At 63.3% G+C, this 24,319-nt stretch carries 19 protein-coding genes; 14 read left to right on the top strand and 5 right to left on the bottom strand.

The features are described from left to right. Positions 1-117: 117 nt before the first annotated feature. Positions 118-1,233: a D-alanine--D-alanine ligase family protein gene (locus tag C7G61_RS16630; protein WP_108516046.1), complete on the bottom strand. Its 1,116-nt coding sequence runs from the start codon at positions 1,231-1,233 to the stop codon at positions 118-120. A gap of 274 nt (positions 1,234-1,507) precedes the next feature. Here C7G61_RS16630 and C7G61_RS16625 point away from each other — a divergent pair, with 274 nt between their 5' ends. The 10 genes from C7G61_RS16625 (at position 1,508) to C7G61_RS44680 (ending at position 11,129) form a co-directional block, all read left to right on the top strand. After that, positions 1,508-2,059: an NADPH-dependent FMN reductase gene (locus C7G61_RS16625; RefSeq protein WP_108516044.1), complete on the top strand. Its 552-nt coding sequence runs from the start codon at positions 1,508-1,510 to the stop codon at positions 2,057-2,059. Positions 2,060-2,227: 168 nt separating this feature from the next. Further along, positions 2,228-2,545, top strand: a complete 318-nt coding sequence (locus C7G61_RS16620; RefSeq protein WP_108516042.1) for an FtsB family cell division protein — start codon at positions 2,228-2,230, stop codon at positions 2,543-2,545. A 200-nt stretch (positions 2,546-2,745) separates the two neighbouring features. Further along, the gene (gene pdhA, locus C7G61_RS16615; RefSeq protein WP_108516040.1) at positions 2,746-3,771 is read left to right on the top strand and encodes a pyruvate dehydrogenase (acetyl-transferring) E1 component subunit alpha; all 1,026 of its coding nucleotides are present in this window, start codon (positions 2,746-2,748) and stop codon (positions 3,769-3,771) included. 102 nt (positions 3,772-3,873) lie between these two features. Then, a complete protein-coding gene (locus C7G61_RS16610) occupies positions 3,874-5,295 on the top strand; it encodes a pyruvate dehydrogenase complex E1 component subunit beta (RefSeq protein ID WP_108516038.1) in 1,422 nt (473 codons plus the stop codon). 6 nt (positions 5,296-5,301) lie between these two features. Further along, positions 5,302-5,607 (top strand): DUF5076 domain-containing protein, encoded by a 306-nt coding sequence (locus C7G61_RS16605; protein WP_108516035.1) that lies wholly within the window; start codon positions 5,302-5,304, stop codon positions 5,605-5,607. 2 nt (positions 5,608-5,609) lie between these two features. Further along, positions 5,610-6,950 (top strand): pyruvate dehydrogenase complex dihydrolipoamide acetyltransferase, encoded by a 1,341-nt coding sequence (locus C7G61_RS16600; RefSeq protein WP_108516032.1) that lies wholly within the window; start codon positions 5,610-5,612, stop codon positions 6,948-6,950. A gap of 208 nt (positions 6,951-7,158) precedes the next feature. Then, on the top strand, positions 7,159-8,577 hold the full coding sequence (gene lpdA / locus C7G61_RS16595; protein ID WP_108516029.1) for a dihydrolipoyl dehydrogenase: 1,419 nt from the start codon (positions 7,159-7,161) through the stop codon (positions 8,575-8,577). A 47-nt stretch (positions 8,578-8,624) separates the two neighbouring features. Beyond that, on the top strand, positions 8,625-9,866 hold the full coding sequence (locus C7G61_RS16590) for a threonine synthase (protein WP_108516026.1): 1,242 nt from the start codon (positions 8,625-8,627) through the stop codon (positions 9,864-9,866). 33 nt (positions 9,867-9,899) lie between these two features. Next, the gene (locus C7G61_RS16585) at positions 9,900-10,868 is read left to right on the top strand and encodes a tripartite tricarboxylate transporter substrate binding protein BugD (protein ID WP_108516023.1); all 969 of its coding nucleotides are present in this window, start codon (positions 9,900-9,902) and stop codon (positions 10,866-10,868) included. A gap of 96 nt (positions 10,869-10,964) precedes the next feature. Further along, on the top strand, positions 10,965-11,129 hold the full coding sequence (locus tag C7G61_RS44680; protein WP_190241845.1) for a hypothetical protein: 165 nt from the start codon (positions 10,965-10,967) through the stop codon (positions 11,127-11,129). Positions 11,130-11,184: 55 nt separating this feature from the next. On the opposite strand, the gene C7G61_RS16580 is transcribed toward C7G61_RS44680, so the two are convergent. After that, the gene (locus C7G61_RS16580; RefSeq protein ID WP_108516020.1) at positions 11,185-13,395 is read right to left on the bottom strand and encodes a lytic transglycosylase domain-containing protein; all 2,211 of its coding nucleotides are present in this window, start codon (positions 13,393-13,395) and stop codon (positions 11,185-11,187) included. A gap of 563 nt (positions 13,396-13,958) precedes the next feature. Beyond that, the gene (locus C7G61_RS16575) at positions 13,959-14,915 is read right to left on the bottom strand and encodes a calcium-binding protein (protein WP_108516017.1); all 957 of its coding nucleotides are present in this window, start codon (positions 14,913-14,915) and stop codon (positions 13,959-13,961) included. 931 nt (positions 14,916-15,846) lie between these two features. Here C7G61_RS16575 and ilvD point away from each other — a divergent pair. Together ilvD and C7G61_RS16560 are read left to right on the top strand one after the other, a co-directional pair. Continuing rightward, a complete protein-coding gene (gene ilvD, locus C7G61_RS16565; protein WP_108516012.1) occupies positions 15,847-17,571 on the top strand; it encodes a dihydroxy-acid dehydratase in 1,725 nt (574 codons plus the stop codon). After that, positions 17,558-18,403 (top strand): tetratricopeptide repeat protein, encoded by an 846-nt coding sequence (locus C7G61_RS16560; RefSeq protein WP_108516010.1) that lies wholly within the window; start codon positions 17,558-17,560, stop codon positions 18,401-18,403. The genes ilvD and C7G61_RS16560 overlap by 14 nt, the downstream gene beginning before the upstream one ends. 103 nt (positions 18,404-18,506) lie before the next feature. On the opposite strand, the gene C7G61_RS16555 is transcribed toward C7G61_RS16560, so the two are convergent. Further along, entirely contained in the window at positions 18,507-19,100 is a 594-nt protein-coding gene (locus C7G61_RS16555; RefSeq protein WP_338026085.1) for a GNAT family N-acetyltransferase, read from the bottom strand. Beyond that, positions 19,097-19,888, bottom strand: a complete 792-nt coding sequence (gene xth / locus C7G61_RS16550; RefSeq protein WP_108516007.1) for an exodeoxyribonuclease III — start codon at positions 19,886-19,888, stop codon at positions 19,097-19,099. The genes C7G61_RS16555 and xth overlap by 4 nt, the downstream gene beginning before the upstream one ends. Before the next feature lie 154 nt (positions 19,889-20,042). Here xth and C7G61_RS16545 point away from each other — a divergent pair, with 154 nt between their 5' ends. Together C7G61_RS16545 and C7G61_RS16540 are read left to right on the top strand one after the other, a co-directional pair. Then, the gene (locus C7G61_RS16545; protein WP_108516004.1) at positions 20,043-21,173 is read left to right on the top strand and encodes an efflux RND transporter periplasmic adaptor subunit; all 1,131 of its coding nucleotides are present in this window, start codon (positions 20,043-20,045) and stop codon (positions 21,171-21,173) included. A gap of 3 nt (positions 21,174-21,176) precedes the next feature. Further along, a complete protein-coding gene (locus tag C7G61_RS16540) occupies positions 21,177-24,302 on the top strand; it encodes an efflux RND transporter permease subunit (protein WP_108516001.1) in 3,126 nt (1,041 codons plus the stop codon). Positions 24,303-24,319: the final 17 nt, after the last annotated feature.

Genomic DNA, 24,319 nt, shown 5'->3' with positions numbered 1-24,319 from the left:
GGAACAACCGCAACCAGCGCTGGGGAGTATTCGCCATGACTGATGGTGAAGGGCCGCAGCGGCGGCTCTTCGGCGGCCGATTGATTTGGCCGGCGAAAGCGAGGCGGCGTGCCTATTCTACTCGCGCTGGAAAGCCAGGTTCCTGGATCTCTTGTGACGTTCCAGTGCATGGCCGATCAGCACATCCATAAGGTCGGATTGTGATAACCCGCTGGCCTGCCATAGCCGCGGGTACATGCTGATATTGGTGAAGCCGGGAAGGGTATTGGCTTCGTTCACGAATACCTGCTCGCCGTTGAGAAAGAAATCGACGCGCGCCATTCCTTCACAGCCCAGCACGCGGAACGTCTTGATTGCGAATTCCCTGATGCGGTCGGCCACCGGTGGGGGCACATCGGCCGGAACCTGAAGAGCGGCGCCATCATCGTCAAGGTACTTCGCATCGTAAGAATAGAAACCGTGCTTGTCGGCGGGGACGATCTCTCCGAGTTGCGACGCACGGATGTTGCCATTCGCGTCTTCAAGCACGGAGCACTCGATTTCCCGCACCGGGGCGACACATCGCTCAATCAGTATCTTCCTGTCGAAGCGAAACGCCAACCCGCAGCAAGCTTCGAACTCTTGCGCGGTTCGAGCCTTCGATACGCCCACCGACGAACCCATGTTGGCCGGCTTGACGAAGACCTCCGGCGAGCCAACGGCGCCGACCGCATCGTCATACGTGAGCGGTGACATGGCCGACATGGCGACATAGGGCACGACCGGCAGGCCCGCGTCGCGCATCAGCCGCTTTGCGACATCCTTGTCCATCGATGCCGCCGATCCCATCACACGCGAGCCTACGTAGGCCACGTCGCATAGTTCGAGCGCGCCCTGAACCGTGCCATCCTCGCCGTTGGGGCCGTGCAGGACCGGGAAGAAGAGATCGAACGCCGGCAATTCCCGAATCCCTGCCGTATTCCGCTCAAGAACCAGTGCACGGCCATGTCCGCCCGGCAACAGGGTCAGCTGCGGTCCATCGTCCGGAATGGCCAGCGCAACAGCGCCGATGCCGGCGCCATTGCCCGCGTCGGCGACAATCCAGCGGCCATCCCTGGCGATGCCGATCAGCGTGACATCATAACGGCTGGGGTCGAGGGAGCGAAGCACGTTCGCTGCGGACGCCCTGGATACGTCGTGCTCCGCGGAGCGCCCGCCGAACAGGATGGCGACCCTCGTTTTGCGTTCTGCCATCGTTCGCTTCTCGTTGGTCGGCCGAAGACGCCGCGTTTTGCTTGCATATAGTCAAACGAACACGTCCGCAATTTGGCGCCGAAGCGGACCGGGCTGCGCGTCGGGGCATCTCAGCTTCTGGCCCAGCACGGCCTTGTCCGTCTGCCCCGGGACCCAATTCCCTCGGCCAGTTTCAAAAACGATGCGTTTCCGAAATTGCACGGTTCATGCGCTTGCATCTATCTGGCGATATCGTTAGGTGAGGGGCAGGCGTCCAGCTTCACAAGGAAAATCCATGGCCCACACCATCGTCACCATCGTCGGCAGCCTCCGCAAGGAGGGTTTCTCGCTCAAGATCGCCAACGCTTTGGCCAAGCTCGCGCCGGCTTCGCTGAAGCTCGACGTCACTACGCTGGGCGATATTTCCTTCTTCAACCAGGATCTGGAAGCCGCACCTCCGGCCGACTGGCTGGCGTTCCGCGAGAAGCTGCAGAAGTCGAACGGCGTGCTGTTCGTGACCCCTGAATATAACCGCTCGATCCCTGGCGTGTTGAAGAACGCCATCGACGTCGGCTCGCGCCCCTATGGCAAGAGCTCGTTCCTCGGCAAGCCGGTCGGCATTGTCAGCAACTCGCCCGGCGCGCTCGGCGGCATCAGCGCGACCAAGCATCTGCAGAACATCCTGTCCGGCATTGCCGGGCCGATCCTCGGCCAGCCCGAGATCTACGTCAACGGCGTCGGCGACGCCTTCGACGACAAGGGTGAGTTGATCAAGGAGGCCGTGCAGAAGGTGCTGCAGCAGTATCTCGGCGCGTTCGCTGCGTTCATCGAGAAGCAGAACGGGTAGGCAGACCCATCCACGTCATTGCGAGCGAAGCGAAGCAATCCATAGCGCGGCATAGCCGAATGATGGATTGCTTCGCTGCGCTCGCAATGACGGGGGAGGGAGGGCGGTCCTCATTGCCCACACCTGCCATCTTAGGATTCCATTAACCCGGCCGTCGCATCTTGGCGCATGGTCTCCCGCACGCGCCTGAAATCCATCCTGACCGGCCTCGCCCTCTACACGATGGCGGCGCTGATGGTCGGCTATTTCGGCGTCAACGCCTATACCGGCAAATACGGGCTGAACGCGCGCCAGGAACTCGATCAGGAGATCATCGCGCTGACCTCGGAACTGGCGCGGCTGAAGCGGGAGCGGGCGCAGGGCGAGCAGCGGGTGTCGCTGCTGCGGTCCGACCGGGTCGACCCTGATATGCTGGACGAGCGCGCACGCTTCCAGCTCGACTACGCCAACCCGCGCGATCTGGTCCGGACCATCAAGCCGAACTGATTTTCAAACCGCTGTCACGAAAGCGGTCTCATGTCGGCGCGTGTCCGCAAATTTCAAAAAATCGCCAAATCGATTTCGAAAATGTCTCGCTGCGCTGCAGTGCGGCATAGCAATATTTTCTCCAGCGCAGGCAATCCTTTCACGCCGGTTTGAGTTGGGTTAGAGAGGGCTGATCCGTCTCTCTCTCACCCGGAATTGCCATGGCTGCACCCAAGAAAAGCGTCGTCGCGAAGGAAACAGAGCAGGAGAAGGCAAACGGGTCCCCACCGGAATTCACCAAGGCGCAGGAGCTGGCCGCGCTGCGGGACATGCTGTTGATCCGCCGCTTCGAGGAAAAGGCCGGCCAGCTCTACGGCATGGGTGCGATCGGCGGTTTCTGCCATCTCTATATCGGCCAGGAAGCCGTGGTCGTCGGGATGCAGATGGCCCTGAAGCAGGGCGACCAGGTCATAACCGGATACCGTGACCACGGCCACATGCTGGCCTGCGGGATGGACGCCAATGGCGTAATGGCCGAACTCACCGGACGTCGCGGCGGCTATTCCAAGGGCAAGGGCGGCTCCATGCACATGTTCAGCATGGAGAAGAATTTCTTCGGCGGCCACGGCATCGTCGGCGCCCAGGTTTCGCTCGGGACGGGACTCGCCTTTGCCAACCGCTACCGCGGCAATGATTTCGTCAGCATCGCCTATTTCGGCGACGGCGCGTCCAATCAGGGCCAGGTCTACGAGAGCTTCAACATGGCGGAGCTGTGGAAGCTTCCGGTGATCTATGTGATCGAGAACAACCGCTACGCCATGGGCACGTCGGTGACGCGCTCCTCGGCCCTGACCGATTTTTCCAAGCGCGGCGCCTCCTTCAACATTCCGGGCCAGCAGGTCGACGGCATGGACGTCCGCGCCGTCAAGGCGGCGGGCGACGAGGCGGTCGCCTGGTGCCGCGCCGGCAAGGGGCCGTTCATCCTGGAAATGCAGACCTACCGCTACCGCGGCCACTCGATGTCCGATCCGGCCAAATACCGGACCCGCGAAGAGGTCGAGAAGATCCGCACCGATCAGGATCCCATCGAGCAGGTGCGCAATCGTCTCCTGGCCGCCAAGGTCAGCGAGCAGGAATTGAAGGCCATCGACGCCGAGGTGCGCGAGATCGTCAACGCCTCGGCGGATTTCGCCCAGCGCGATCCCGAGCCCGATCCTTCCGAGCTCTGGACCGACATCTACAGGTAGTTCAACCAATATTCCGCAAAAAGTGGGACCGGTTCTGCGACTCTGGCGACGTGCAAACCAAACCAGCGCAGAACCAACTGACAAGTGATTTCGGGAGCCGATATGCCCATTCAAGTGCTGATGCCTGCGCTGTCGCCCACCATGGAAAAGGGCAACCTTGCGAAGTGGCTGAAGAAGGAAGGCGAGACGATCAAGTCGGGCGATGTCATCGCCGAGATCGAAACCGACAAGGCGACGATGGAAGTCGAGGCGACCGATGAGGGCACGCTCGGCAGGATATTGATCCCCGAAGGCACCGCCGACGTCGCAGTCAATACACCGATCGCGACCATTCTGGCCGACGGCGAGAGCGCTGCCGATCTCGGCAAGATGGCCGCACCCGTGCCAGCGGCGAAGGCCGCGGAATCAGCACCATCAGCCGAAGCAAAGGCAGAAGCGCCCCAGCCGAAGGCCGAGGCAAAGGCGCCCCAGCCGAAGGCCGAGGCAAAGGCGCCGCCGGCCGCCGTCGCCGAACCCGATCCGGAAGTCCCTGCGGGCACCGAGATGATCACCCAGACCATCCGCGAAGCGCTGCGCGATGCGATGGCCGAGGAGATGCGGCGCGACGCCGACGTGTTCGTGATGGGCGAAGAGGTCGCGGAATATCAGGGCGCCTACAAGGTCACCCAAGGCCTGCTGCAGGAGTTCGGCGCGCGGCGCGTGATCGATACTCCGATCACCGAGCACGGTTTTGCCGGCGTCGGCGTTGGTGCTGCGATGTCCGGGCTGAAGCCGATCGTCGAATTCATGACCTTCAACTTCGCCATGCAGGCGATCGACCAGATCATCAACTCCGCGGCCAAGACGCTGTACATGTCGGGCGGCCAGATGGGCTGTTCGATCGTGTTCCGCGGCCCGAACGGCGCCGCCGCCCGCGTCGCCGCCCAGCACAGCCAGGATTACTCGGCCTGGTACTCGCAGATTCCCGGCTTGAAAGTGATCGCGCCGTTCTCGGCCGCCGACTACAAGGGGCTGCTGAAAGCCGCGATCCGCGATCCCAATCCGGTCATCTTCCTCGAAAACGAGGTTTTGTACGGCCACACCGGCGAGGTGCCAAAACTCGACGATTACGTGATCCCGATCGGAAAGGCGCGGATCGTGCGGTCGGGCAAGGACGTGACGCTGATCTCGTGGTCGAACGGCATGACCTACGCGCTGAAGGCCGCCGACGAACTGGCCAAGCAAGGCATCGAGGCCGAGGTGATCGACCTGCGCACGCTGCGTCCGATGGACACCGAGACCATCGTTGCATCCGTGAAGAAGACCGGCCGCGCGGTGACGGTGGAAGAAGGCTGGCAGCAGTCGGGCGTCGGCGCCGAGATCGCCGCCCGCATCATGGAGCACGCCTTCGACTATCTCGACGCGCCGGTGGCGCGGGTGTCCGGCAAGGACGTGCCGATGCCTTATGCGGCCAACCTCGAGAAGCTCGCATTGCCCAACGTGGCCGAGGTGGTCGCGGCCGCCAAAGCCGTTGCCTATCGGTAGGTCGATATGGCCGGTCCCAACGAACAGCCGCTGCCGCCCGACGTCATCGGCCGCGAGGATGCCGTCGAAGTGCTGCGCGCCTTCGTGGTCGACGGCGGGCTCTCGATCGCGTTCCAGCGCGCCTTCGAGGAGCCTGACATGTGGGGCATGCTTCTGGTCGATATCGCGCGCCACGCTGCCCGCGCCTATGCCCGCGAGAGCGGCTACACCGAAGACGAGGCGCTGACGCGTATCGTCGACATGTTCGAAGCCGAAATCAACCGGCCGACCGATATGGGCTCAACCATGCCCCGGTCGCAACAAGGTCACTGACAATGCCGATCAACATTTTGATGCCCGCGCTGTCGCCCACGATGGAAAAGGGCAACCTTGCCAAGTGGCTCAAGAAAGAGGGCGACAAGGTCAAGTCCGGCGACGTGATCGCGGAGATCGAGACCGACAAGGCGACGATGGAGGTCGAGGCGGTCGATGAGGGAACGATTGCAAAGATTCTGGTGCCTGAAGGGACGCAGGACGTCCCGGTCAACGATATCATCGCGGTTTTGGCCGGCGACGGCGAGGACGTGAAGGCAGCCGGTGCTGCACCGGCACCAAAGACTGCTGAAGCGCCCGCCGCAAAACCGGCGCCGGCAGCTGCCGCCGCGCCCGCGCCAAAACCCGCAGCAACCGGGCCGACGCAGGCTGCGGCGCCGCAGGCGGCGGCTTCCGCTTCGCAAGGCAATGGTCACGCGCGCATCTTCTCGTCGCCGCTCGCCCGCCGTCTTGCCAAGGACGCCGGCATTGACCTTTCGCGCATCAACGGCTCCGGCCCGCATGGCCGCGTCGTCGCCCGCGACGTTGAGGGTGCGAAATCCGGCAAGGGCCTGAAGGCCCCGGCCGCCGCGCCTGCGGCGGGTCCGGGCCTCGCGCCCGGGATGTCGGACAAGCAGATCCTCGCTTTGTTCGAGGAGGGCTCCTACGAGGTTGTGCCGCATGACGGCATGCGCCGCACCATCGCGCAACGGCTCACCGCCTCGGTGCAGACCGTGCCGGTTTTCTACCTGACGATGGACTGTGACATCGGCAAGCTGCTTGTGGCGCGCGAGGAGATCAATGCCGCCGCACCCAAGGACAAGGAAAAGAAGCCGCTCTACAAGCTCTCGGTCAACGATTTCGTCATCAAGGCGATGGCGGTCGCGCTGCAAAAAATTCCGAACTGTAACGTGAGCTGGACCGAAGGCGGCATGCTCAAGCACAAGCATTCCGACATCGGCGTGGCGGTCGCCATGCCGGGCGGCCTGATCACGCCGATCATCCGCAAGGCGGAGACCAAGACGCTGTCCACCATCTCGTCCGAAATGAAGGACTATGCGGCCCGCGCCCGCGCCCGCAAGCTGAAGCCGGAAGAATATCAGGGCGGCACCACGGCGGTGTCGAACCTCGGCATGTACGGCATCAATCACTTCACCGCCGTGATCAATCCGCCGCATGCGACGATCCTGGCGGTTGGCACCAGCGAAGAGCGTCCCGTGGTGCGCGATGGCAAGATCGAGATCGCGCAGATGATGAGCGTGACGCTGTCCTGCGATCACCGCGCCATCGACGGCGCGCTCGGCGCCGAGCTAATCGGCGCCTTCAAGCAGCTGATCGAAAACCCCGTGATGATGATGGTGTGATCATCGCATGATGCAACGCCGTCATTGCGAGCGCTGCGACATGTCCGCCGTAGCTCGAAGAGCGAAGGCGGAAGCAATCCATCTTACTCGCGACAATGTGGATTGCTTCGTCGCATCAGCGCAAAATTGCTCTTGCAATTTTGTCGCGAGCTCCTCGCAATGACTGAAGAAACGAGATGGTCGCACGATGAAAACGAGCGAGTAGCCAATGGCCGACACATCCTTCGACGTCATCATCATCGGCTCCGGCCCTGGCGGCTACGTCACCGCGATCCGCGCCGCCCAGCTCGGCTTCAAGACCGCGATCATCGAAAAATCCTATCTCGGCGGCATCTGCCTGAACTGGGGCTGCATCCCGACCAAGGCGCTCTTACGCTCGGCCGAGATCTACCACTACATGCAGCACGCCAAGGATTACGGGCTGTCCGCCGAAAAAGTCTCGTTCGACCCGAAGGCCGTCGTGGCGCGCTCGCGCGGCGTCTCAAAGCGCCTCAATGACGGCGTCGGCTTTCTAATGAAGAAGAACAAGGTCACGGTGATCTGGGGCGACGCCTCGATCGATGCGCCCGGCAAGGTCACGGTGAAGAAGTCCGCCGTCGAGGCGCCGAAGGGCGCGCTGGGCGAGGGGGCGTATCAAGCCAAACACATCATCCTCGCGACCGGCGCGCGGCCGCGCGTGCTGCCGGGGCTCGAGCCCGACAAGAAACTGGTCTGGACCTATTTCGAGGCGATGGTGCCGGAGCGGATGCCGAAATCTCTGCTGGTGGTCGGTTCCGGCGCGATCGGCATCGAGTTCGCCTCGTTCTTCCACACCATGGGCGCCGACGTCACCGTGGTCGAGGTGCTGCCGCAGATTCTCCCCGTCGAGGACGCCGAGATCGCCGGCCTGGCGCGCAAGCAGTTTGAGAAGCAGGGAATCAAAATCCTCAGTAACACCAAGGTCACAAAACTCGAGAAGAAGGCCGACAGCGTCGTCGCCACCATCGACGACGGCAAGAAACCGCAGACGGTCGAGTTCGAGCGGGTGATCTCGGCGGTCGGTGTGGTCGGCAACATCGAGGGCCTCGGGCTGGAGAAGGTCGGCGTCAAGACCGACCGTGGCGTTGTTGTGATTGACGGCTACGGCAAGACCAACGTGCCCGGCATCTACGCGATCGGCGATGTCGCGGGCCCGCCGATGCTGGCCCACAAGGCCGAGCATGAGGGCGTGGTCTGCATCGAGGCGATCAAGGGCCTGCATCCGCACGCCATGGACAAGGACCTCATTCCGGGCTGCACCTATTGCCATCCGCAGGTCGCCTCTGTGGGACTAACCGAGGCCCGGGCGAAGGATGGCGGTCGCGAGATCCGCGTCGGCCGTTTCCCGTTCGTCGGCAACGGCAAGGCGATTGCGCTCGGCGAGGATCAGGGCCTGATCAAGGTGATCTTCGACAAGAAGACCGGCCAGTTGCTCGGCGCGCATATGATCGGTGCCGAAGTGACCGAGCTGATTCAGGGTTACGTGGTCGCGATGAATCTGGAGACCACGGAAGAAGAATTGATGCACACGGTGTTCCCGCATCCGACGCTGTCGGAGATGATGAAGGAAGCCGTGCTGGATGCTTATGGGCGCGTGCTGAACATGTAAGGCGTGATCCCACCGGTCGCGCCCAACAAGAAACGAAAGAGCAATCCGTGAAAGACAACGACAACCTGACCATCGAACGTCCAACGTTCGTGACCCATCTCGAATGCGCGATGGAAGGCGATCATTATCCTGCCGACCAGATCCATAACCTGTCGAAGGCCGGAAAGCCGCTGCTGGTGCGCTACGACCTGGTCGGCGTGAAGAAGGCGCTGACCAAGGAGGCGTTGGCGGAGCGTCCCGCCGACATGTGGCGCTACCGCGAATTGCTGCCGGTGCGGAAGGTCACTGATATCGTCAGCCTCGGCGAAGTGACGACGCCGCTGATCCGGTTGCCGAAACTTGGGAAGAAACTCGGCGGGGCTGAGATCATCGTCAAGGACGAGGGCCGGCTGCCAACCGGCTCGTTCAAGGCCCGCGGCCTCGTGATGGCGGTGTCGATGGGCAAGGCGCTCGGCATCAGGCACATGGCGATGCCGACCAACGGCAATGCCGGCGCGGCGCTGGCGGCCTATGCGACCGCCTGCGGCATCAAGACCACGATCTTCTGCCCGGCCGATACGCCGGAAGTGAACGTCAGCGAGATCGAGCTGCAGGGCGCCACCGTCTACCGCGTCAACGGGCTGATCGATGATTGCGGCAAGATCGTCGGTGAGGGCAAAGCAAAGGCCGGCTGGTTCGATACCTCGACGCTGAAGGAGCCGTACCGGATCGAAGGCAAGAAGACGATGGGGCTGGAGCTCGCCGAACAGCTCGGCTGGGAGGTGCCCGACGTGATCTTCTATCCGACCGGCGGCGGTACTGGTTTGATCGGCATGTGGAAGGCTTTTGCCGAGCTGGAGGCTATCGGCTTCATCGGCGCGAAGCGGCCGCGGATGGTGGCGGTGCAGGCGTCGGGCTGCGCGCCGATGGTGCGCGCCTTCGAGAACGGCACCGAGCACGCGCCGCGCTGGGAAGATGCCCACACCATTGCATCAGGCATTCGCGTGCCGCAGGCGGTCGGAGATTTTCTGATCCTGCGCGCGGTCCGTGAGAGCAAGGGATTTGCGATTGCGGTCCCGGATGAGAAGATTTCTGCTGCGCTCAACGAAGTGGCGCGCGAGGAGGGCCTGCTGTTGTGTCCGGAAGGGGCGGCGACGTATGCTGCTTACCAGCAAAGCCTTGCCGACGGCCGCGTGACGAAAAACGATCGTGTCATGCTGTTCAATTGCGCGACAGGGCTTAAATATCCGCTGCCGCCGGTCACGCGTACGCTCGATCGACACAAGCCGATCGACTACGCAAAGCTCTGACTGTCGCGCGGCGGGATGTGATGGGAGCACGAGATGCGAAAGATCATTCTGGCCGCGATTGCAGTGTTGGCATTCGGCGGCGCCGCGGCCGCGCAAAACTTTCCATCGCGTCCCATCACCATCATTGTGCCGTTCTCCGCCGGCGGCCCGTCGGATGCGATGGCGCGGATTCTCGCCGAGCGCATGAAGGCCACGCTCGGCGAGCAGGTCCTGGTCGAGAACGTGACAGGGGCGGGCGGATCGGTCGGGGTCGGCCGTGCGGTGCGCTCGCCGCCTGACGGTTACGCGATCAGCTTCGGCCATCTCGGCACTCACGTCGCCAACGGCGCGATCTACAAGCTCGGCTACGATCTCGTCACCGATCTCGAACCGGTCGCCTTGCTGCCCAGCAACCCGATGATCATCGTCAGCAAGAACGCGGTCCCGGCGAAATCGCTGAAGGAATTCATCGCGTGGCTGAAGGCGCAGCCAGCGCCGGCGACGGCCGGCACCGCAGGCGCGGGCTCCGGGAGCCACATCGCCGGGCTCTATTTCGAGAGCGTCGCCGGCGTCAAACTGCAATACGTGCCATATCGCGGCACCGGCCCCGCGATGAACGATCTCGTCGCCGGCCAGATCGACCTGATCGTCGACCAGACCTCGAACTCGATCGGGCAGGTGCGCGCCGGCAACATCCGCGCCTATGCCATCACAGATAGCAAGCGCGTGGAATCCGCGTCCGACATTCCGACCGTCGACGAGGCGGGATTGCCGGGATTCCACATGACGCTGTGGTCCGGCCTTTGGGTGCCCAAGGGCACACCAAAAGACGTCGTCGCAAAGCTGAATGCTGCGGCGGTCGACGCCCTGAATGATCCGGCTGTGCGCAAGCAGCTCGAAAATCTCGGGCTGCAGATGCCGCCAAAGGACAAGCTCACGCCCGAAGCGCTCGGCACCTGGCAGAAGGCCGAAATTGCAAAATGGTGGCCGATGATCAAGGCCGCCAACGTCAAGGTGGACTAGCCCCGGATGCGCACGCGGACGAATATGCAAGACCGGGAACGGGGAACCTACCGTTAGCGCGGACGTTAGCGCTCTTATAGGTATACGGAGCGCACAATGGCTGACAATGACAACCGACGGAAGGGCACACTCGGGCTCATTCTCGGCGGAATCATCGCAGTGGCTGCCGCGGCATTCATTCTCACCGGCGGGCAATTGGGCGGGGTTAAAGAAGTGACCAACGATGCTGACCTTGCGCCGGTCGCGCCCGGAAAGAAATAGCGTGAAAATGGATCGGTGAGTGTGCGGCGACCAATCGTGGCAGCCTGTCACAACTTCACCGGCGGGCGGCCGCCTCGGCGGCCGGCAATGGCGCCGCATTCACCTCCTGCGTCACGACGCGCTGGTCGATCTTCGACGTCACCGCGGGGGCGTTGTCAAACCGCACGCGATAGACCGCCAAATTCTCAATCACGCGCTGGACGTAGTTCCGCGTTTCGGAAAACGGAATCCGCTCGACCCAGTCGACCGCGTCGACCGTGGGGTCACGCGGATCGCCATGGGCCTTGACCCAGTCCCGCACCCGGCCCCGGCCGGCGTTGTAGCCGGCAAAGGTCATGATGTGATTGCCCTTGTATTCGCTCAGCAGCGCGCTCAGTTCGGCGGCGCCCATTTGCGTGTTGTAGACCGGGTCGGAAACCATGCGGTCCCAGTCATAGCTGATGCCAAAGCGCTTGGCGGTATCGCGTCCCGCTTCCGGCGTCACCTGCATCAGGCCGACCGCATCCGCCGCAGACTTGTCGCGCTGGTCGAACGCGCTCTCCGTGCGCGCCACCGAATAAATCATGCTGTGCTCGATTTCGGGGGCGAGCTGGCGGTGCGGCGGAATCCCGATGGTGGGAAAGGCGTAATGGTCGAGCGGCAGTCCGCGACCGAGTGAGGGCTTTCCGACCTGCAGCATCGCGCGGGCGTCGTTGCGGCGGCCGGTGAGTTCGCCGAGCGCTTCGAGCAGAGCAACATCAGAGCTTTGTTCGCCGAGATCGGCGGCAAAATAGAGCACGACATCGCGTTCGCCGATCTCGTAGAGCATGTCGGCGGCGCGCACGCGTTCGTCCGTGGCCGAAGCATCGGCGGACGCGAGAACGGGCGAGGGCGCGCGCAGTTCGATCTGGTCGCGGCCAAGCCTGGCGCGCGCGAGCTGGCCGTAATAGGCGGTCGGGTAGCGGGCGGCCGCTTCATAGCTCGCACGCATCGCATCCGTCTGGCCAAGGGCTTCGGCCGCGCGTCCGCGCCAGTAGTTGGCCCGTGCCAGCACGATCGGATTGGCCTGTCCCTCATCGATGTGGGCGAAATGCCGGGCGGCGGTGGCGGGATCGTCGAGATAGCGCAAGGCGATCCAGCCGCACATGAAGTGGACGTCGGCGCGGTAATATTCATTGGCCGGCGTGGCGGCGGGACGGACCACATCGTAGGCGGTCTGGAACTTGTCCTGATCAAGCAGCTTGCGGGCAAGCATGCGCCGCTCGCGCCACCATTGATCGGTGTCCTGCAGCGCCATGGTCTCGGGTGCCGCGGCCAGCATCAGGCGGGCCGCATCGTCAATGCGGTTTTGAGCGAGCATCCACTGGATGCGGCAAAGGGTGTAGCCGAGATCCTGCCGTGCCTCGGCTGCGACATCGTCGAGCGCATCCAGCGCCTTGTCCGCTTTTCCCCTGACCGCGGCACACGCCTTCACGATCGCAAGCTCGTCGTTGCCGAGGCGTTTCGCGGCGCGCTTCGCGCCGGCGAGGTCCTTGGCGCCGATGCGCCTGTCCATGCGTGCACGGTGGTCGTCGCGATCGAGAAAATCGCGGAACGTCTCGAACACTGCGGCCTCCAGGGGCTCCGACAATTCGTCCGATCGCCATGCGTCGCGGGCCAGCCGCGCCGCGCCGTCCCGATCACCCTCTGCGAGCAGCACGCGCGCGAGTGCCAACTTGCCCTTGGCACTTGTGGGCCGATCGCCAATGAAGCCGCGGACCGTCGCCGCATCGCTGCGCTGCTCCCACAGCCGCGCCTCTGCGCGCCGGCGCAGCAACGCGGTGCTCGGCCATTCCGGTTTGGCGGCGATGAACGCCGCGTAGCGGCTGAAAGTCGCGGTCGTCGCCGGGTGGCGCAGGATGAACCACTCGACGAGCTTCTGCGCCGCCGGGTCCGCGATCCTGTTCCTTATGGCCGTCGCCTCTTCGGTCTTTGCCCTGCGCGCGAGATCGATGGCTTCCTTCACCAGCGCAAAATCGCCCGTCAGCGGAGCTATGGCCTCGCTGGGAGCAGGCGAAGCCTTCGACGGCTTCGGCTTGCGTTGCGCGGAAGCGTGTTTGGCGTGCCGGCGTTTCCCGGACGCAGCGCTGCGATGAGGATGAGCCTCCTTCACGTGCGACTTCCTGGTCGCTTCGTGCGCCTTCTGGGTGTGTGGCTTATGGCTGGCCCGCGCGGTCGCATCCGTCGAGAAGAGGGCGAGCCCAGCTACCGTGAAAAAACAAGACAGCGAGCGTAAGCACCGGTTCATTCCATGGTCCCCCTGCGAAACCCACGTCACAAACGCCGTCAAAGCCAAGAGATCGCACGATGCTTGTGGCCTTGACCTGTTCGAAAGATGCCACAACCCAGGATTTGCAATTGTCACTTCAAGGCAACAAACACGTGCAAAATGAGGCGAATGGGAATGGAACCCAACAGTTCCCGGCGTAACGCCGCGCAGTCGTGCCAATAAGGAATTCCAAGGCTTACGCCAGATAGCGCGTGTGGCATCGCTTCGACCGCGGACGAAGCGGCGGATTAGCCGCGAATGTCGCTATCGTGCGCCGGACGACGGGTCGCGCGAAGGGGCGCCCAGTGACGAGCGCAATTGCGCTCGCATGGTGATGACAGGCTCCGCGACATCCGGGATTTTCGAAGTTTCCCGCATATCGCTGCGCTCTTGCGGCTACGCGATCAATACCCAGGGGCGCGCGAGCAGTGGGACCCAGCCACGCAGTCCAGCGCCCGGTGACGATTGAATCGACACCGGACGCTGGAGGACAAGGGCCGGGAGGCGGCCCTTGTCCGTGATCGTGTCTTGTTGTTTTCGGCTTAACCGTACATGGCCATGTTGGCCATCGCCGTCGCTTCGTTATGGTGGCCGCCGTCGGTGCCGCCACCGGCCAGCACGCCGTCGTCCTCCAGTTCGAAGTGCGCGCCGCCGAGTTCGCCGACCTTCTCGTATGCGCCATACACGGTTTGGGTCGTCGTGATATCGCTTGCCTTCACCAGGTTGCCGTAGACGGTGATGGTGCCGAGCAGATCCTCGTCATGCGCGCCGGCATTGCCTTGCTGGCTGATGACGGTGATCACGCTGTAGTCGTTCCTGCCGTCGCCATTGCTGTCCTTGTGCTGGATCGACTGGACCTCGGCGGTGTGCGCCGAGATTTCGATCTTGTCGCCCTGGGCGCGATTGAAGTCGCGGATCACGTCGTTGCCAAAGCCGTCGACCCAGTGGTCGTGAGTGGCGTTGTTCTCGCCGGTCACGCCAACCCAGTCGATGGTGCCGTCGGCATTGACGTGCTTTGCGACAATCTCGTCCTTGGCGTTCACCATACCTTCGAAGCGGAAGGTATCGCCGCCGGCGCCGCCGGTCAGCGTATCGTTGACGGCCTTGAACGCGGCGGTTTCTTCAGCGAAGATCTGCGTCGTGCCGTCCTGTGCTGCGACCATCTCGCCGGCATCCGACCGGCTGAGCAACGTGTCGTTGCCGGTGCCGCCATCCATCCGGTCGGCGCCGAAGCCGCCGACGAGAAGGTCGGCGCCGGAGCCGCCCGAGAGGTTGTCGTTGCCCGAGCCGCCCCACACCTTGTCAGCGCCGGAGCCGCCATTGAGCGTGTCGCTGCCGGCCATGCCTGCGAGAGTGTCTTCCTTGGCACCCCCGGACAAGGTGTTGTTGCCGGTTGTCCCGTTCAGATGATCATGGTCGGAGCTGCCGCCGCCGAACCTAGCGAAGAAATCCTCGAAGCGGCTGTTGTCGAGGAAGCCGTTCAGATTGAAGCGTGCCATTATTCAAACCTCTTACTCAGAGGCCTCACGAACTACAAACGACCACCACGGATTTTGGGAATCGTGAAGTGATGCGCGCGGGCAAGACGTGAGGCGTGACTCCTCACCCGCATCGAAGGAAGAACAGCAAAACGGGCCCGTGACTGGACCTGCACGCGGCGGATTTGCGCAGGCTAGGGGCAATACGGTGACGCGAAAGGCATCCTTGCGATCCGTCTTCAGCGCAGCGGTCGCTTCCGCCAGCAATCAAAACCTCTGCGACAAATCGCGCACGACGTTGTTCTGTCTTGCGTCTGAACGATAAGTCCACTGGCCGCGCGCGTCATGGGCCGCGTCGTCACGTGGCGAAAGCTGGCGCAAAAAGTGCCGGCCGCACAAAAATGACGCGATCCCCTTCGAACACGATTGATGTCAGGCGTTGTAATTTTCAGTGGGCGCAATCGCGATTCTCACGATCGCTGCTGCAGGGATGTGATTCGAATTGCGCGTTGCGATTCCGAATCGCGTCTTGCGATTCCGAATCGCGTCTTTGCGATTCTTCGGCGGCGCGTGGGCGGTCGCCAAATTCGGTTTGGTCGCGCGGTGACACGCGCGAATCTCGCGTTGGAGAAACTTCTCCATCGATCGTCCTCAGGTTGTGACCGGCGCGCGGCGCGGGGCGCTCGCAATGGAGGCCAGTCGAAGCGGGCGGCGGGGGCGGCTTCGATAAAGCCAAATAAAGGTTGCCGCCGGGCCACGATTGTTGCGTGCCCGCAACAGTGGGCGGACATTTGGTTAATTGCTCCGCCCGCCTCTTGCTTGCGCCGCTTTTTGGCCACACCCCTCCATGAAACCATTTCTTTCATAGCTGATTGGCCTCAGCACCGGTGAAGGCGACGGGAAATTGCTCCCGAGACCGACACGAGATGGCTGGGGAAAACAGGTTTCGCGGATGGACGCCAAAACCGACATCAAGAAGAGGTTGCCGAGCCGTCACGTGACGGAGGGGCCGGAGCGCGCGCCCCATCGGTCCTATCTCTACGCGATGGGGCTGACCACCCAGCAGATCCACCAGCCTTTCGTCGGCGTCGCGTCCTGCTGGAACGAGGCCGCGCCCTGCAATATCTCGCTGATGCGCCAGGCGCAGGCGGTCAAGAAGGGCGTTGCGGCCGCCGGCGGCACCCCGCGCGAATTCTGCACCATCACCGTGACCGACGGCATCGCCATGGGCCATGACGGCATGCGCTCGTCACTGCCGTCCCGCGAATGCATCGCCGACTCGGTCGAACTGACCGTCCGCGGCCATGCCTATGACGCCCTGGTCGGGCTTGCCGGCTGCGACAAATCGCTGCCGGGCATGATGATGGCGATGGTCCGGCTCAACGTGCCCTCGATCTTCATTTATGGCGGATCGATTCTGCCGGGCAATTTCCGTGGCCAGCAGGTCACAGTGCAGGACATGTTCGAGGCCGTCGGCAAGCATTCAGTCGGCGAAATGTCGGACGCTGACCTCGATGAAATCGAGCGGGTGGCCTGCCCCTCGGCAGGGGCGTGCGGTGCACAATTCACCGCCAACACCATGGCGACGGTATCCGAGGCGATCGGTCTGGCCCTGCCGTATTCGGCTGGGGCGCCAGCGCCTTACGAAATTCGCGACGCGTTTTGCTCAGCCGCCGGCGAGAAGGTTCTGGAGCTGATCGCAGCCAATATCCGGCCGCGCGACATTGTCACCCGCCGCTCGCTGGAGAATGCCGCCGCCGTGGTCGCGGCCTCCGGCGGATCGACCAATGCTGCGCTGCACCTACCGGCCATTGCGCATGAGTGCGGCATTAAGTTTGACTTATTCGACGTCGCCGAAATCTTCAAAAAGACACCGTATGTCGCGGATTTGAAGCCAGGGGGCCGTTATGTTGCCAAAGACATGTTCGAGGTTGGCGGCATACCGCTTCTGATGAAAACGCTGCTCGACAATGGCCACCTCCACGGAGATTGCATCACCGTCACAGGCCGTACGATCGCCGAAAACCTCAAAAGCGTGAAGTGGAATCCGCACCAGGATGTGGTGCGGTCCGCCGACAACCCGATCACCGTCACGGGCGGCGTTGTCGGGTTGAAGGGTAATCTCGCGCCGGAGGGTGCGATCGTGAAGGTCGCGGGCATGTCGAAGCTGAAATTTACCGGTCCTGCCCGTTGCTTCGATCGCGAAGAGGACGCCTTCGAGTCGGTCCAGAAACGGACCTACAAGGAAGGCGAGGTCATCGTGATCCGCTACGAGGGGCCGCGCGGCGGTCCCGGCATGCGGGAGATGCTCTCGACCACGGCGGCGCTGACCGGGCAGGGGATGGGCGGCAAGGTCGCCCTGATCACCGACGGCCGGTTCTCTGGCGCCACCCGCGGGTTCTGCATCGGCCATGTCGGGCCGGAGGCGGCCGTGGGCGGTCCGATCGCCCTGTTGCAAAATGGTGACATTATCGAGATCGACGCCGAGGTCGGAATCCTTAACGTAAAATTGACCGACGCCGAACTCGCCGAACGTAAAACCAAATGGGCGCCTCGACAGACTAACCACACGTCGGGTGCGCTGTGGAAATATGCCCAACAGGTTGGGCCGGCGGTGGATGGGGCTGTAACCCATCCTGGCGGTGCGCACGAGAAACAGTGTTATGCGGACATCTAGGCGTATCATTCTTGCGTTGATGCTGGGGGCCACGCCGGTGGCGGCTCCTGGATTCGCATTTGATGGCGCGCCGGTGAAGCCGGACGCCACGCTGCCCATGGGGAACCAGCCCGCCGCCGCGCAAGCCGTCACGGCCCAGGCCCTGAAGAAGGTCCCGCCCGCAGCGCCGACCGCGACTGCGGTTGCCGCGTCCTCGCTGACTTCGCTGCAATACGCCGCCGAGGGTGGCCATCCCGTCGCGCAGTGGAAGCTCGGCCGGATGTATGCCGATGGCAATGGCGTCATCCAGGACGATCTGCGCGCCTTCGAATATTTCAGCCGCATCGCCAACGCGCATGCCGAGGACAGCCCGTCGGCGCCGCAGGCGACGATCGTCGCCAATGCCTTCGTGGCGCTGGGGCGCTACTACCTCAACGGCATCCCGAACTCCAAGGTCAAGCCCGATACCGATCGCGCCCGGGAGATGTTCTCCTATGCCGCGTCCTATTTCGGCAACGCCGACGCGCAGTACGATCTGGCGCGGCTTTACCTGAAGACGCCGGACGCCTCGCGGGACGATTTCCGCTACGGCGCGCGCTGGCTTGGTCTGGCCGCCCAGAAGGGCCAGCATCAGGCGCAGGCCATGCTCGGCCAGATGCTGTTCAACGGCGACCGGCTGCCGCGGCAGGCGGCCCGTGGCCTGATGTGGCTGACGCTGGCGCGCGACAATGCGGCCCCCGACGAGAGCTGGATCCGCGAAAGCTACAACCGCGCTTTCGCCAAGGCCTCCGACGACGACCGCGCCACGGCACTGCAGATGCTCGAGCACTGGGTGCAGGGCAAGCGGGACTGAGCGGCGCTAGCCGATTTGTAGGGTGGGCAAAGGCGTTCTTGCGCCGTGCCCACCATCTTCCTTTCCCGATCGATCATGAGTGGTGGGCACGCGGAGCCTGTCATCACTGTGCGGGCGCAATCGCGCTCGTCACTGGGCACGCATTCGCGCGACCCGGTGGCTTTGCCCAACCTACAAACTGGCGTGATTTGCCCAGCGACCGCGAAGCGACAATCCGCCTGGACATCGGATAGCCGGCGTTCGTGCCGAATTTGCCTGTCGGCACTCCGTCGTCAACATAACCAGCCGACTGATAGAAGCGATGCGCCGTCTTGGTGCTTGTGAGCGCGCAGCGACTGTTGCCGCGCTCCACCGCTCTGGCTTCGAGCGCGCTGAGCAAGGCACGGCTGACGCCGCGAAATCGTGCACCGGGCGCCACATAGTTCAGCATGATCTCGCCTGCGTCCGTCACGGATCCCACCCCGAGGACGGCATCGCCCTCGACGGCGAGCAGGAGCGAGCTTCTCTTCTGCACAGCCCACGCAGCCACCGTTTCCGGCGTCTTGTTGGCCAGCCACGCATTCAGGATCGCCGGATCGTTGTCGTGATCGGCAACGCACAAGCGGGAGATCGATTCTCTCAGGACATGGCAGGCCGCGACGGCGTCTACGGACGCAGCATCCCGAATCGCCACCATTGCCGCGCCTGTCCCGCTCAAGCCGTCTCCAGGTCGAAATCCGCCCACACTGGCACGTGGTCGGACGGCTTCTCCCAGGCGCGCACGTAGCTGTCCACGCCGACATTGGTCAGGCGGTCGCTGGCCTGTGGCGACAGCAGGAGATGGTCGATTCGAAGGCCCCAGTTCTTCTGCCAGGCGCCCGCCTGATAGTCCCAGAAGGTGTAGAGGTTTGGCTCGTCGGTCACCGTGCGCAGCGCGTCCGTCAGCCCGAGGCCGAGGAGGGACTGGAAGGCCTCGCGGGTTTGGGGACGGAACAGCGCATCGTTGCCCCAAGCGGCCGGGTTATAAACGTCGCGAGCGGCCGGAATGACGTTGAAGTCGCCTGCGAGCACCAGCGGTTCTTCTGCCTTAAGACGCTCCTTCGAATACTCAAGAAGGCGCGACATCCATTTGAGTTTATAGGGATATTTGTCCGTATCCGGCGGGTTGCCGTTGGGCAGATAGAGGCAGGCGATCCGCATCACGCCGGTCTTCAGTGTCACCACGCCTTCGAGGAACCGGGCATGGGCGTCCTCGTCGTCACCGGCAAGACCCGATTTGGTCTCGTCGAACGGCAGCTTCGACAGGAGCGCGACGCCGTTGAAGGTCTTCTGGCCGTGGGTGACGACATTATAGCCGAGTGCCTCGATCTCCAGCCTCGGGAACGCCTCGTCGACGCATTTGATTTCCTGCAGGCAGACGATATCGGGCGAGGTCTCCTTGAGCCAGGTCAGGAGATGGTCGACCCGCTGCCGGATCGAATTAACGTTCCAGGTTGCAATGCGCATAAGATCGCCCGGGATTGTAACTACACATTTTCTGGCAGTGGCATACCATGTGCAGGAAGGCTGTGGTAATCGTTTAGAAATAAGGCGCACCCGTCGCCGTCAAGGGGCAGGAGAAGATCGTCCCGTCCTTTCGGACTGGCGGGCGTGAAAAAATATGAAAAAACGTACCTTGATACTTCTTGCCGGCGCGGTCGGCATCGCTGCCGCGGCGGGTTTCATCACCCGCTCCTCCTGGATGGGCGGCAGCAGCAACGCCCAGGGCCCGCAGCGGCCGCGGATGGTTTCCGTCGAGCTGGCCAAGGCGGAGCGCAAAGTCATGCCCGTCGATGTCGACGCGATCGGCATGGTGACACCGATCTCCAGCGTGGCGCTGAAGTCGCGGCTGGAGACCACCATCGTCGCGGTGCACTTCGAGGACGGCGCCAAGGTCAACGAAGGCGATCTGCTGTTCACGCTCGACAGCCGCCAGATCGACGCCCAGATCGAGCAGGCCGAGGGCGTGCTGGCCAGGGATCATGCGCAGCTCGAGGGCGCCCAGCGCGACCTCCGCCGCTTCACCGATCTCGTCGGCAAGGGCGCGACCACGCAGGTCAATGTCGACAACGCTAAAACGCAGTCCGACATCCTGGCCGGCTCCATCAAGGCCAATCAGGCTGCGCTCGACAATCTGAAGGTCCAGAAAAGCTACACCACGATCCGCGCGCCGTTCGCGGGGCGCATCAGCGTCGCCAATGTGAAGGTCGGCAATTTCGTGCGCCCGGCCGATACCACCCCGCTTGCGGTCATCAACCAGATGGCGCCGGTTTACGTGACCTTCGCGGTTCCGCAGCGCGTGCTGGTGGATCTGCGCGAGTCCATGGCCAAGGGTGCCTCTGGCGTCACCGCGACCATTCCGGGCCGCCAACACTCCGAGACCGGCAAGGTCGCGATGATCGAAAACACCGTGGATATGGCCACCGGCATGGTCACCGTGCGTGGCATCATGAACAATGAGAACGAGAGTTTGTGGCCGGGGACGTTGGTCGCGGCCAAGCTCATCATCCGCAGCGAGGATTCGATCGTGGTGCCGACGGTCGCCGTGCAGCGCAGCCAGAGCGGCAATTTCGTCTTCGTGGTCAAGGACGGTGCCGCCAAGGTCCAGCCGGTCAAGGTCGACCGCACCGCGCAGGGCATGTCGGTGATCTCGGAAGGGCTCGCGGGCGGCGAGAGTGTCGTCGTCGACGGGCAGTTGCTGCTGTCGGACGGAACGCGGATCGAGCCGCGGGCCAAGAAGGCCGGAGCGTAACCGATGACGCTCTCCGAACTCTGCATCCGCCGGCCGGTCATGACGACGCTGATCACGGCGTCGATCATCGCGTTCGGCATTTTCGGCTTCCGCCTGCTGCCGGTCTCGGCGCTGCCGCGGGTCGATTTCCCGACTATTGCCGTCACCGCGACCCTGCCTGGCGCGAGCGCGGACACCATGGCGGCCTCGGTCGCCGGCGTCATCGAGCGCCAGCTCTCGACGGTTGCCGGCATCTCCTCGATGTCGTCGAACTCGTCGCAGGGCATCAGCACCATCACCATCCAGTTCGATCTCAACCGCAACATCGACGCCGCAGCGCTCGACGTGCAGACCGCGCTGACGATTGCGCAGCGCCGGTTACCGGTCGAGATGATCATCCCGCCGAGCTTCCGCAAAGTGAACCCGGCCGATTTCCCTGTTCTGTTCGTCGTGCTCAACTCGTCGACGCTGCCGCTGTCGGCGGTCCACGAATATGGCGACATCACCATCGGCCAGACGCTCTCGCAGATTCCGGGCGTCGCTCAGGTCAGTGTCTACGGCGCGCAGAAGTTCGCCATTCGTGTCCAGGCCGACCCTGAGGCCGCTGCGGCCCGCGGGCTGTCGCTCGAGGACATCAGGACGGCGGTGTCCCGCGCCAATTCCTCGACGCCTGTTGGCACGCTGAACGGGCCGAAGCAGGACGTGGCGCTGCAGGCCTCGGGCCAGATGGACAAGGCGATTGATTATCGCCAGATCGTGGTGGCCTGGCGCAACGGTTCCCCGGTCAAGCTCGATGAGGTCGCGCGGATCTACGATAGCGTCGAGAACGAGCGGATTGCGAGCTGGCTGAATGACGAGCGCGCCATCGTGCTGGGTATTCAGAAGCAGCCGGACGCCAACACCGTGGCGGTGGTCGACTCCATTCTGGCCAAGTTCCCGGTGCTGCGGGCGCAGATCCCGCCGTCGGTGTCGATCAACGTGCTGATGGACCGCTCCATTTCCATCCGCCAGGCCGTGGCCGACGTCGAGGAGACGCTGCTGATCGCGATCGGGCTGGTGATCCTGGTGATCTTCCTGTTCCTGCGTTCGGCGTCCGCGACCTTCATTCCGGCGCTGGCGGTTCCGATTTCGCTGTTCGGCACCTGCGCGGTGATGTACGCGCTCGACTATTCCATCAACAACATGACGCTGCTGGCGCTGACGCTTTCGGTCGGCTTCGTGGTCGACGACGCCATCGTCATGCTGGAAAACATCGTCCGCCACATCGAGCATGGCATGCGGCCGTTCGAGGCCGCGCTGAAGGGCGCCCGCGAGATCGGCTTTACGATCATCTCGATCACATTCTCGCTGATCGCCGTGTTCATTCCGGTGCTGTTGATGGGCGGTATCGTCGGCCGTGTGTTCCGCGAATTCGCCGTCACCGTATCGGTTGCGATCATCGTGTCTGGCTTCGTGTCGCTGACCCTGACGCCGATGCTGTGCGCGCGCGTGCTGCGGGCCCATGACGCGACCAAGCGGCCAAATGTCGTGCTTCGCGTCTTCGAGGCGATGTTCGAATCCTGGCTGCGCGCCTATGAGTGGACGCTCGACTGGGTGCTGGCCCGGAAATTCCTGATGCTGATGGTGACGCTGGCCACCTTGGGCGGCACCGTCTATCTCTACATGATCGTGCCGAAGGGCTTCTTCCCGCAGGAGGACACCGGCTTCCTGATCGGTGTGACCGAAGCCGCCACCGATACTTCCTTCGAGGCGATGAAGGAGCGGCAGCAAGCGCTGGTCGGCGTGCTGAGATCCGACCCCGCGGTCGAGTATATCAACTCCACCGTCGGCGCCGGCGGCCCCAACGCGACGGCGAATTACGGACGTCTGTTCATCGCGCTGAAGCAGAAGAAGGAGCGCGACAATCTCAACACGATCATCGGCCGGCTGCGACTCAAGGCCCGCGATATCCCGGGCATGCAGGCGTTCTTCCAGCCGATCCAGAACCTCAATATCGGCGGCCGGATTTCCAAGAGCCAGTATCAATACGTGATGCAGAGCGGCGACACCGAGTCGCTGTACCGGCTGGCGCCTGAGATGCGCGAGAAGATCGAGAAGCTGCCCGGTCTGCTCGACGTCACCACCGACCTCTACATCAAGAATCCGCAGATGACGGTCGACATCGACCGCGAAAAGGCCGCGGTCTACGGCATCACCGTCGACCAGGTGCGTAACCAGCTCTACAACGCCTACGGCTCGCGCCAGGTCGGCACCATCTACATGCCGTCGAACGACTACCAGATCATCCTGGAAGTGCAGCCGCAGTTCCGGGTCGATCCGTCGGATCTCTCCAAGCTCTACATGAAGACCCAGAACAACCAGACCATTCCGCTGTCGGCGGTGGCAAAACTGGTTCCGACGGTCGGTCCGCTGCAGATCAACCACCAGGCCCAGCAGCCGGCGGTGACGATCTCCTTCAACCTCGCGCCCGGCAATTCGCTGGGCTACGCAGTCGACAAGATCACCGAGCTCGAGCAGACCTCGAACCTTCCGGCGACCATCGCCACCGGCTTCTCCGGCACCGCGCAGGTGTTCCAGGATTCGCTGCGCGGGCAGGGTGTCCTGATCCTCGCCGCTGTTTTCGCCGCCTTCGTCATCCTCGGCATTCTCTACGAGAGCTTCATCCACCCGATCACCATCATCTCGGGCCTGCCGTCGGCCGGCATCGGCGCGATCCTCACCCTGATGCTGTTCGGAATGGAAATGTCTGTCATTGCGATGATCGGCATCGTGATGCTGGTCGGCATCGTCAAGAAGAACGCCATCATGATGGTGGATTTTGCGCTGGAGCGCCGCCGCGTTGGCCTCAGCGCCGAGCACGCCATCCGCGAAGCCGCGCTGTTGCGTTTCCGCCCCATCATGATGACGACGTTTGCCGCGATCTTCGGCACATTGCCGATCGCGCTCGGCGCCGGCGCCGGCGCCGAATTGCGCCAGCCGCTCGGCGTCGCCGTGGTCGGCGGTCTCTGCTTGTCGCAACTGCTGACGCTCTACATCACGCCGGTCGTCTACATCTATCTTGACCGCATCGACCGCCGCCTGCGGCGCAAGCTCGAACCGCAACTGGAAGAAGCGGGCGACGAGCGGCCGCACGTGGTCGCCGCCGAATGATGACGTTTGGACGCGTG

The sequence above is a fragment of the Bradyrhizobium algeriense genome (genome assembly GCF_003062295.1).
Taxonomy (GTDB): domain Bacteria; phylum Pseudomonadota; class Alphaproteobacteria; order Rhizobiales; family Xanthobacteraceae; genus Bradyrhizobium; species Bradyrhizobium algeriense.
The sequence above is the reverse complement of the archived record's forward strand: the minus strand, read 5'-3'. Positions and strand labels throughout refer to the sequence as shown.

What these genes read in the sequence shown, in the direction of transcription:
- C7G61_RS16630 (WP_108516046.1), bottom strand. Translation starts at nt 1,233, where the DNA reads ATGGCAGAACGCAAAACGAGGGTCGCCATCCTGTTCGGCGGGCGCTCC.
- C7G61_RS16625 (WP_108516044.1), top strand. Translation starts at nt 1,508, where the DNA reads ATGGCCCACACCATCGTCACCATCGTCGGCAGCCTCCGCAAGGAGGGT.
- C7G61_RS16620 (WP_108516042.1), top strand. Translation starts at nt 2,228, where the DNA reads ATGGTCTCCCGCACGCGCCTGAAATCCATCCTGACCGGCCTCGCCCTC.
- pdhA (WP_108516040.1), top strand. Translation starts at nt 2,746, where the DNA reads ATGGCTGCACCCAAGAAAAGCGTCGTCGCGAAGGAAACAGAGCAGGAG.
- C7G61_RS16610 (WP_108516038.1), top strand. Translation starts at nt 3,874, where the DNA reads ATGCCCATTCAAGTGCTGATGCCTGCGCTGTCGCCCACCATGGAAAAG.
- C7G61_RS16605 (WP_108516035.1), top strand. Translation starts at nt 5,302, where the DNA reads ATGGCCGGTCCCAACGAACAGCCGCTGCCGCCCGACGTCATCGGCCGC.
- C7G61_RS16600 (WP_108516032.1), top strand. Translation starts at nt 5,610, where the DNA reads ATGCCGATCAACATTTTGATGCCCGCGCTGTCGCCCACGATGGAAAAG.
- lpdA (WP_108516029.1), top strand. Translation starts at nt 7,159, where the DNA reads ATGGCCGACACATCCTTCGACGTCATCATCATCGGCTCCGGCCCTGGC.
- C7G61_RS16585 (WP_108516023.1), top strand. Translation starts at nt 9,900, where the DNA reads ATGCGAAAGATCATTCTGGCCGCGATTGCAGTGTTGGCATTCGGCGGC.
- C7G61_RS44680 (WP_190241845.1), top strand. Translation starts at nt 10,965, where the DNA reads ATGGCTGACAATGACAACCGACGGAAGGGCACACTCGGGCTCATTCTC.
- C7G61_RS16580 (WP_108516020.1), bottom strand. Translation starts at nt 13,395, where the DNA reads ATGAACCGGTGCTTACGCTCGCTGTCTTGTTTTTTCACGGTAGCTGGG.
- C7G61_RS16575 (WP_108516017.1), bottom strand. Translation starts at nt 14,915, where the DNA reads ATGGCACGCTTCAATCTGAACGGCTTCCTCGACAACAGCCGCTTCGAG.
- ilvD (WP_108516012.1), top strand. Translation starts at nt 15,847, where the DNA reads ATGGACGCCAAAACCGACATCAAGAAGAGGTTGCCGAGCCGTCACGTG.
- C7G61_RS16560 (WP_108516010.1), top strand. Translation starts at nt 17,558, where the DNA reads ATGCGGACATCTAGGCGTATCATTCTTGCGTTGATGCTGGGGGCCACG.
- xth (WP_108516007.1), bottom strand. Translation starts at nt 19,888, where the DNA reads ATGCGCATTGCAACCTGGAACGTTAATTCGATCCGGCAGCGGGTCGAC.
- C7G61_RS16545 (WP_108516004.1), top strand. Translation starts at nt 20,043, where the DNA reads ATGAAAAAACGTACCTTGATACTTCTTGCCGGCGCGGTCGGCATCGCT.
- C7G61_RS16540 (WP_108516001.1), top strand. Translation starts at nt 21,177, where the DNA reads ATGACGCTCTCCGAACTCTGCATCCGCCGGCCGGTCATGACGACGCTG.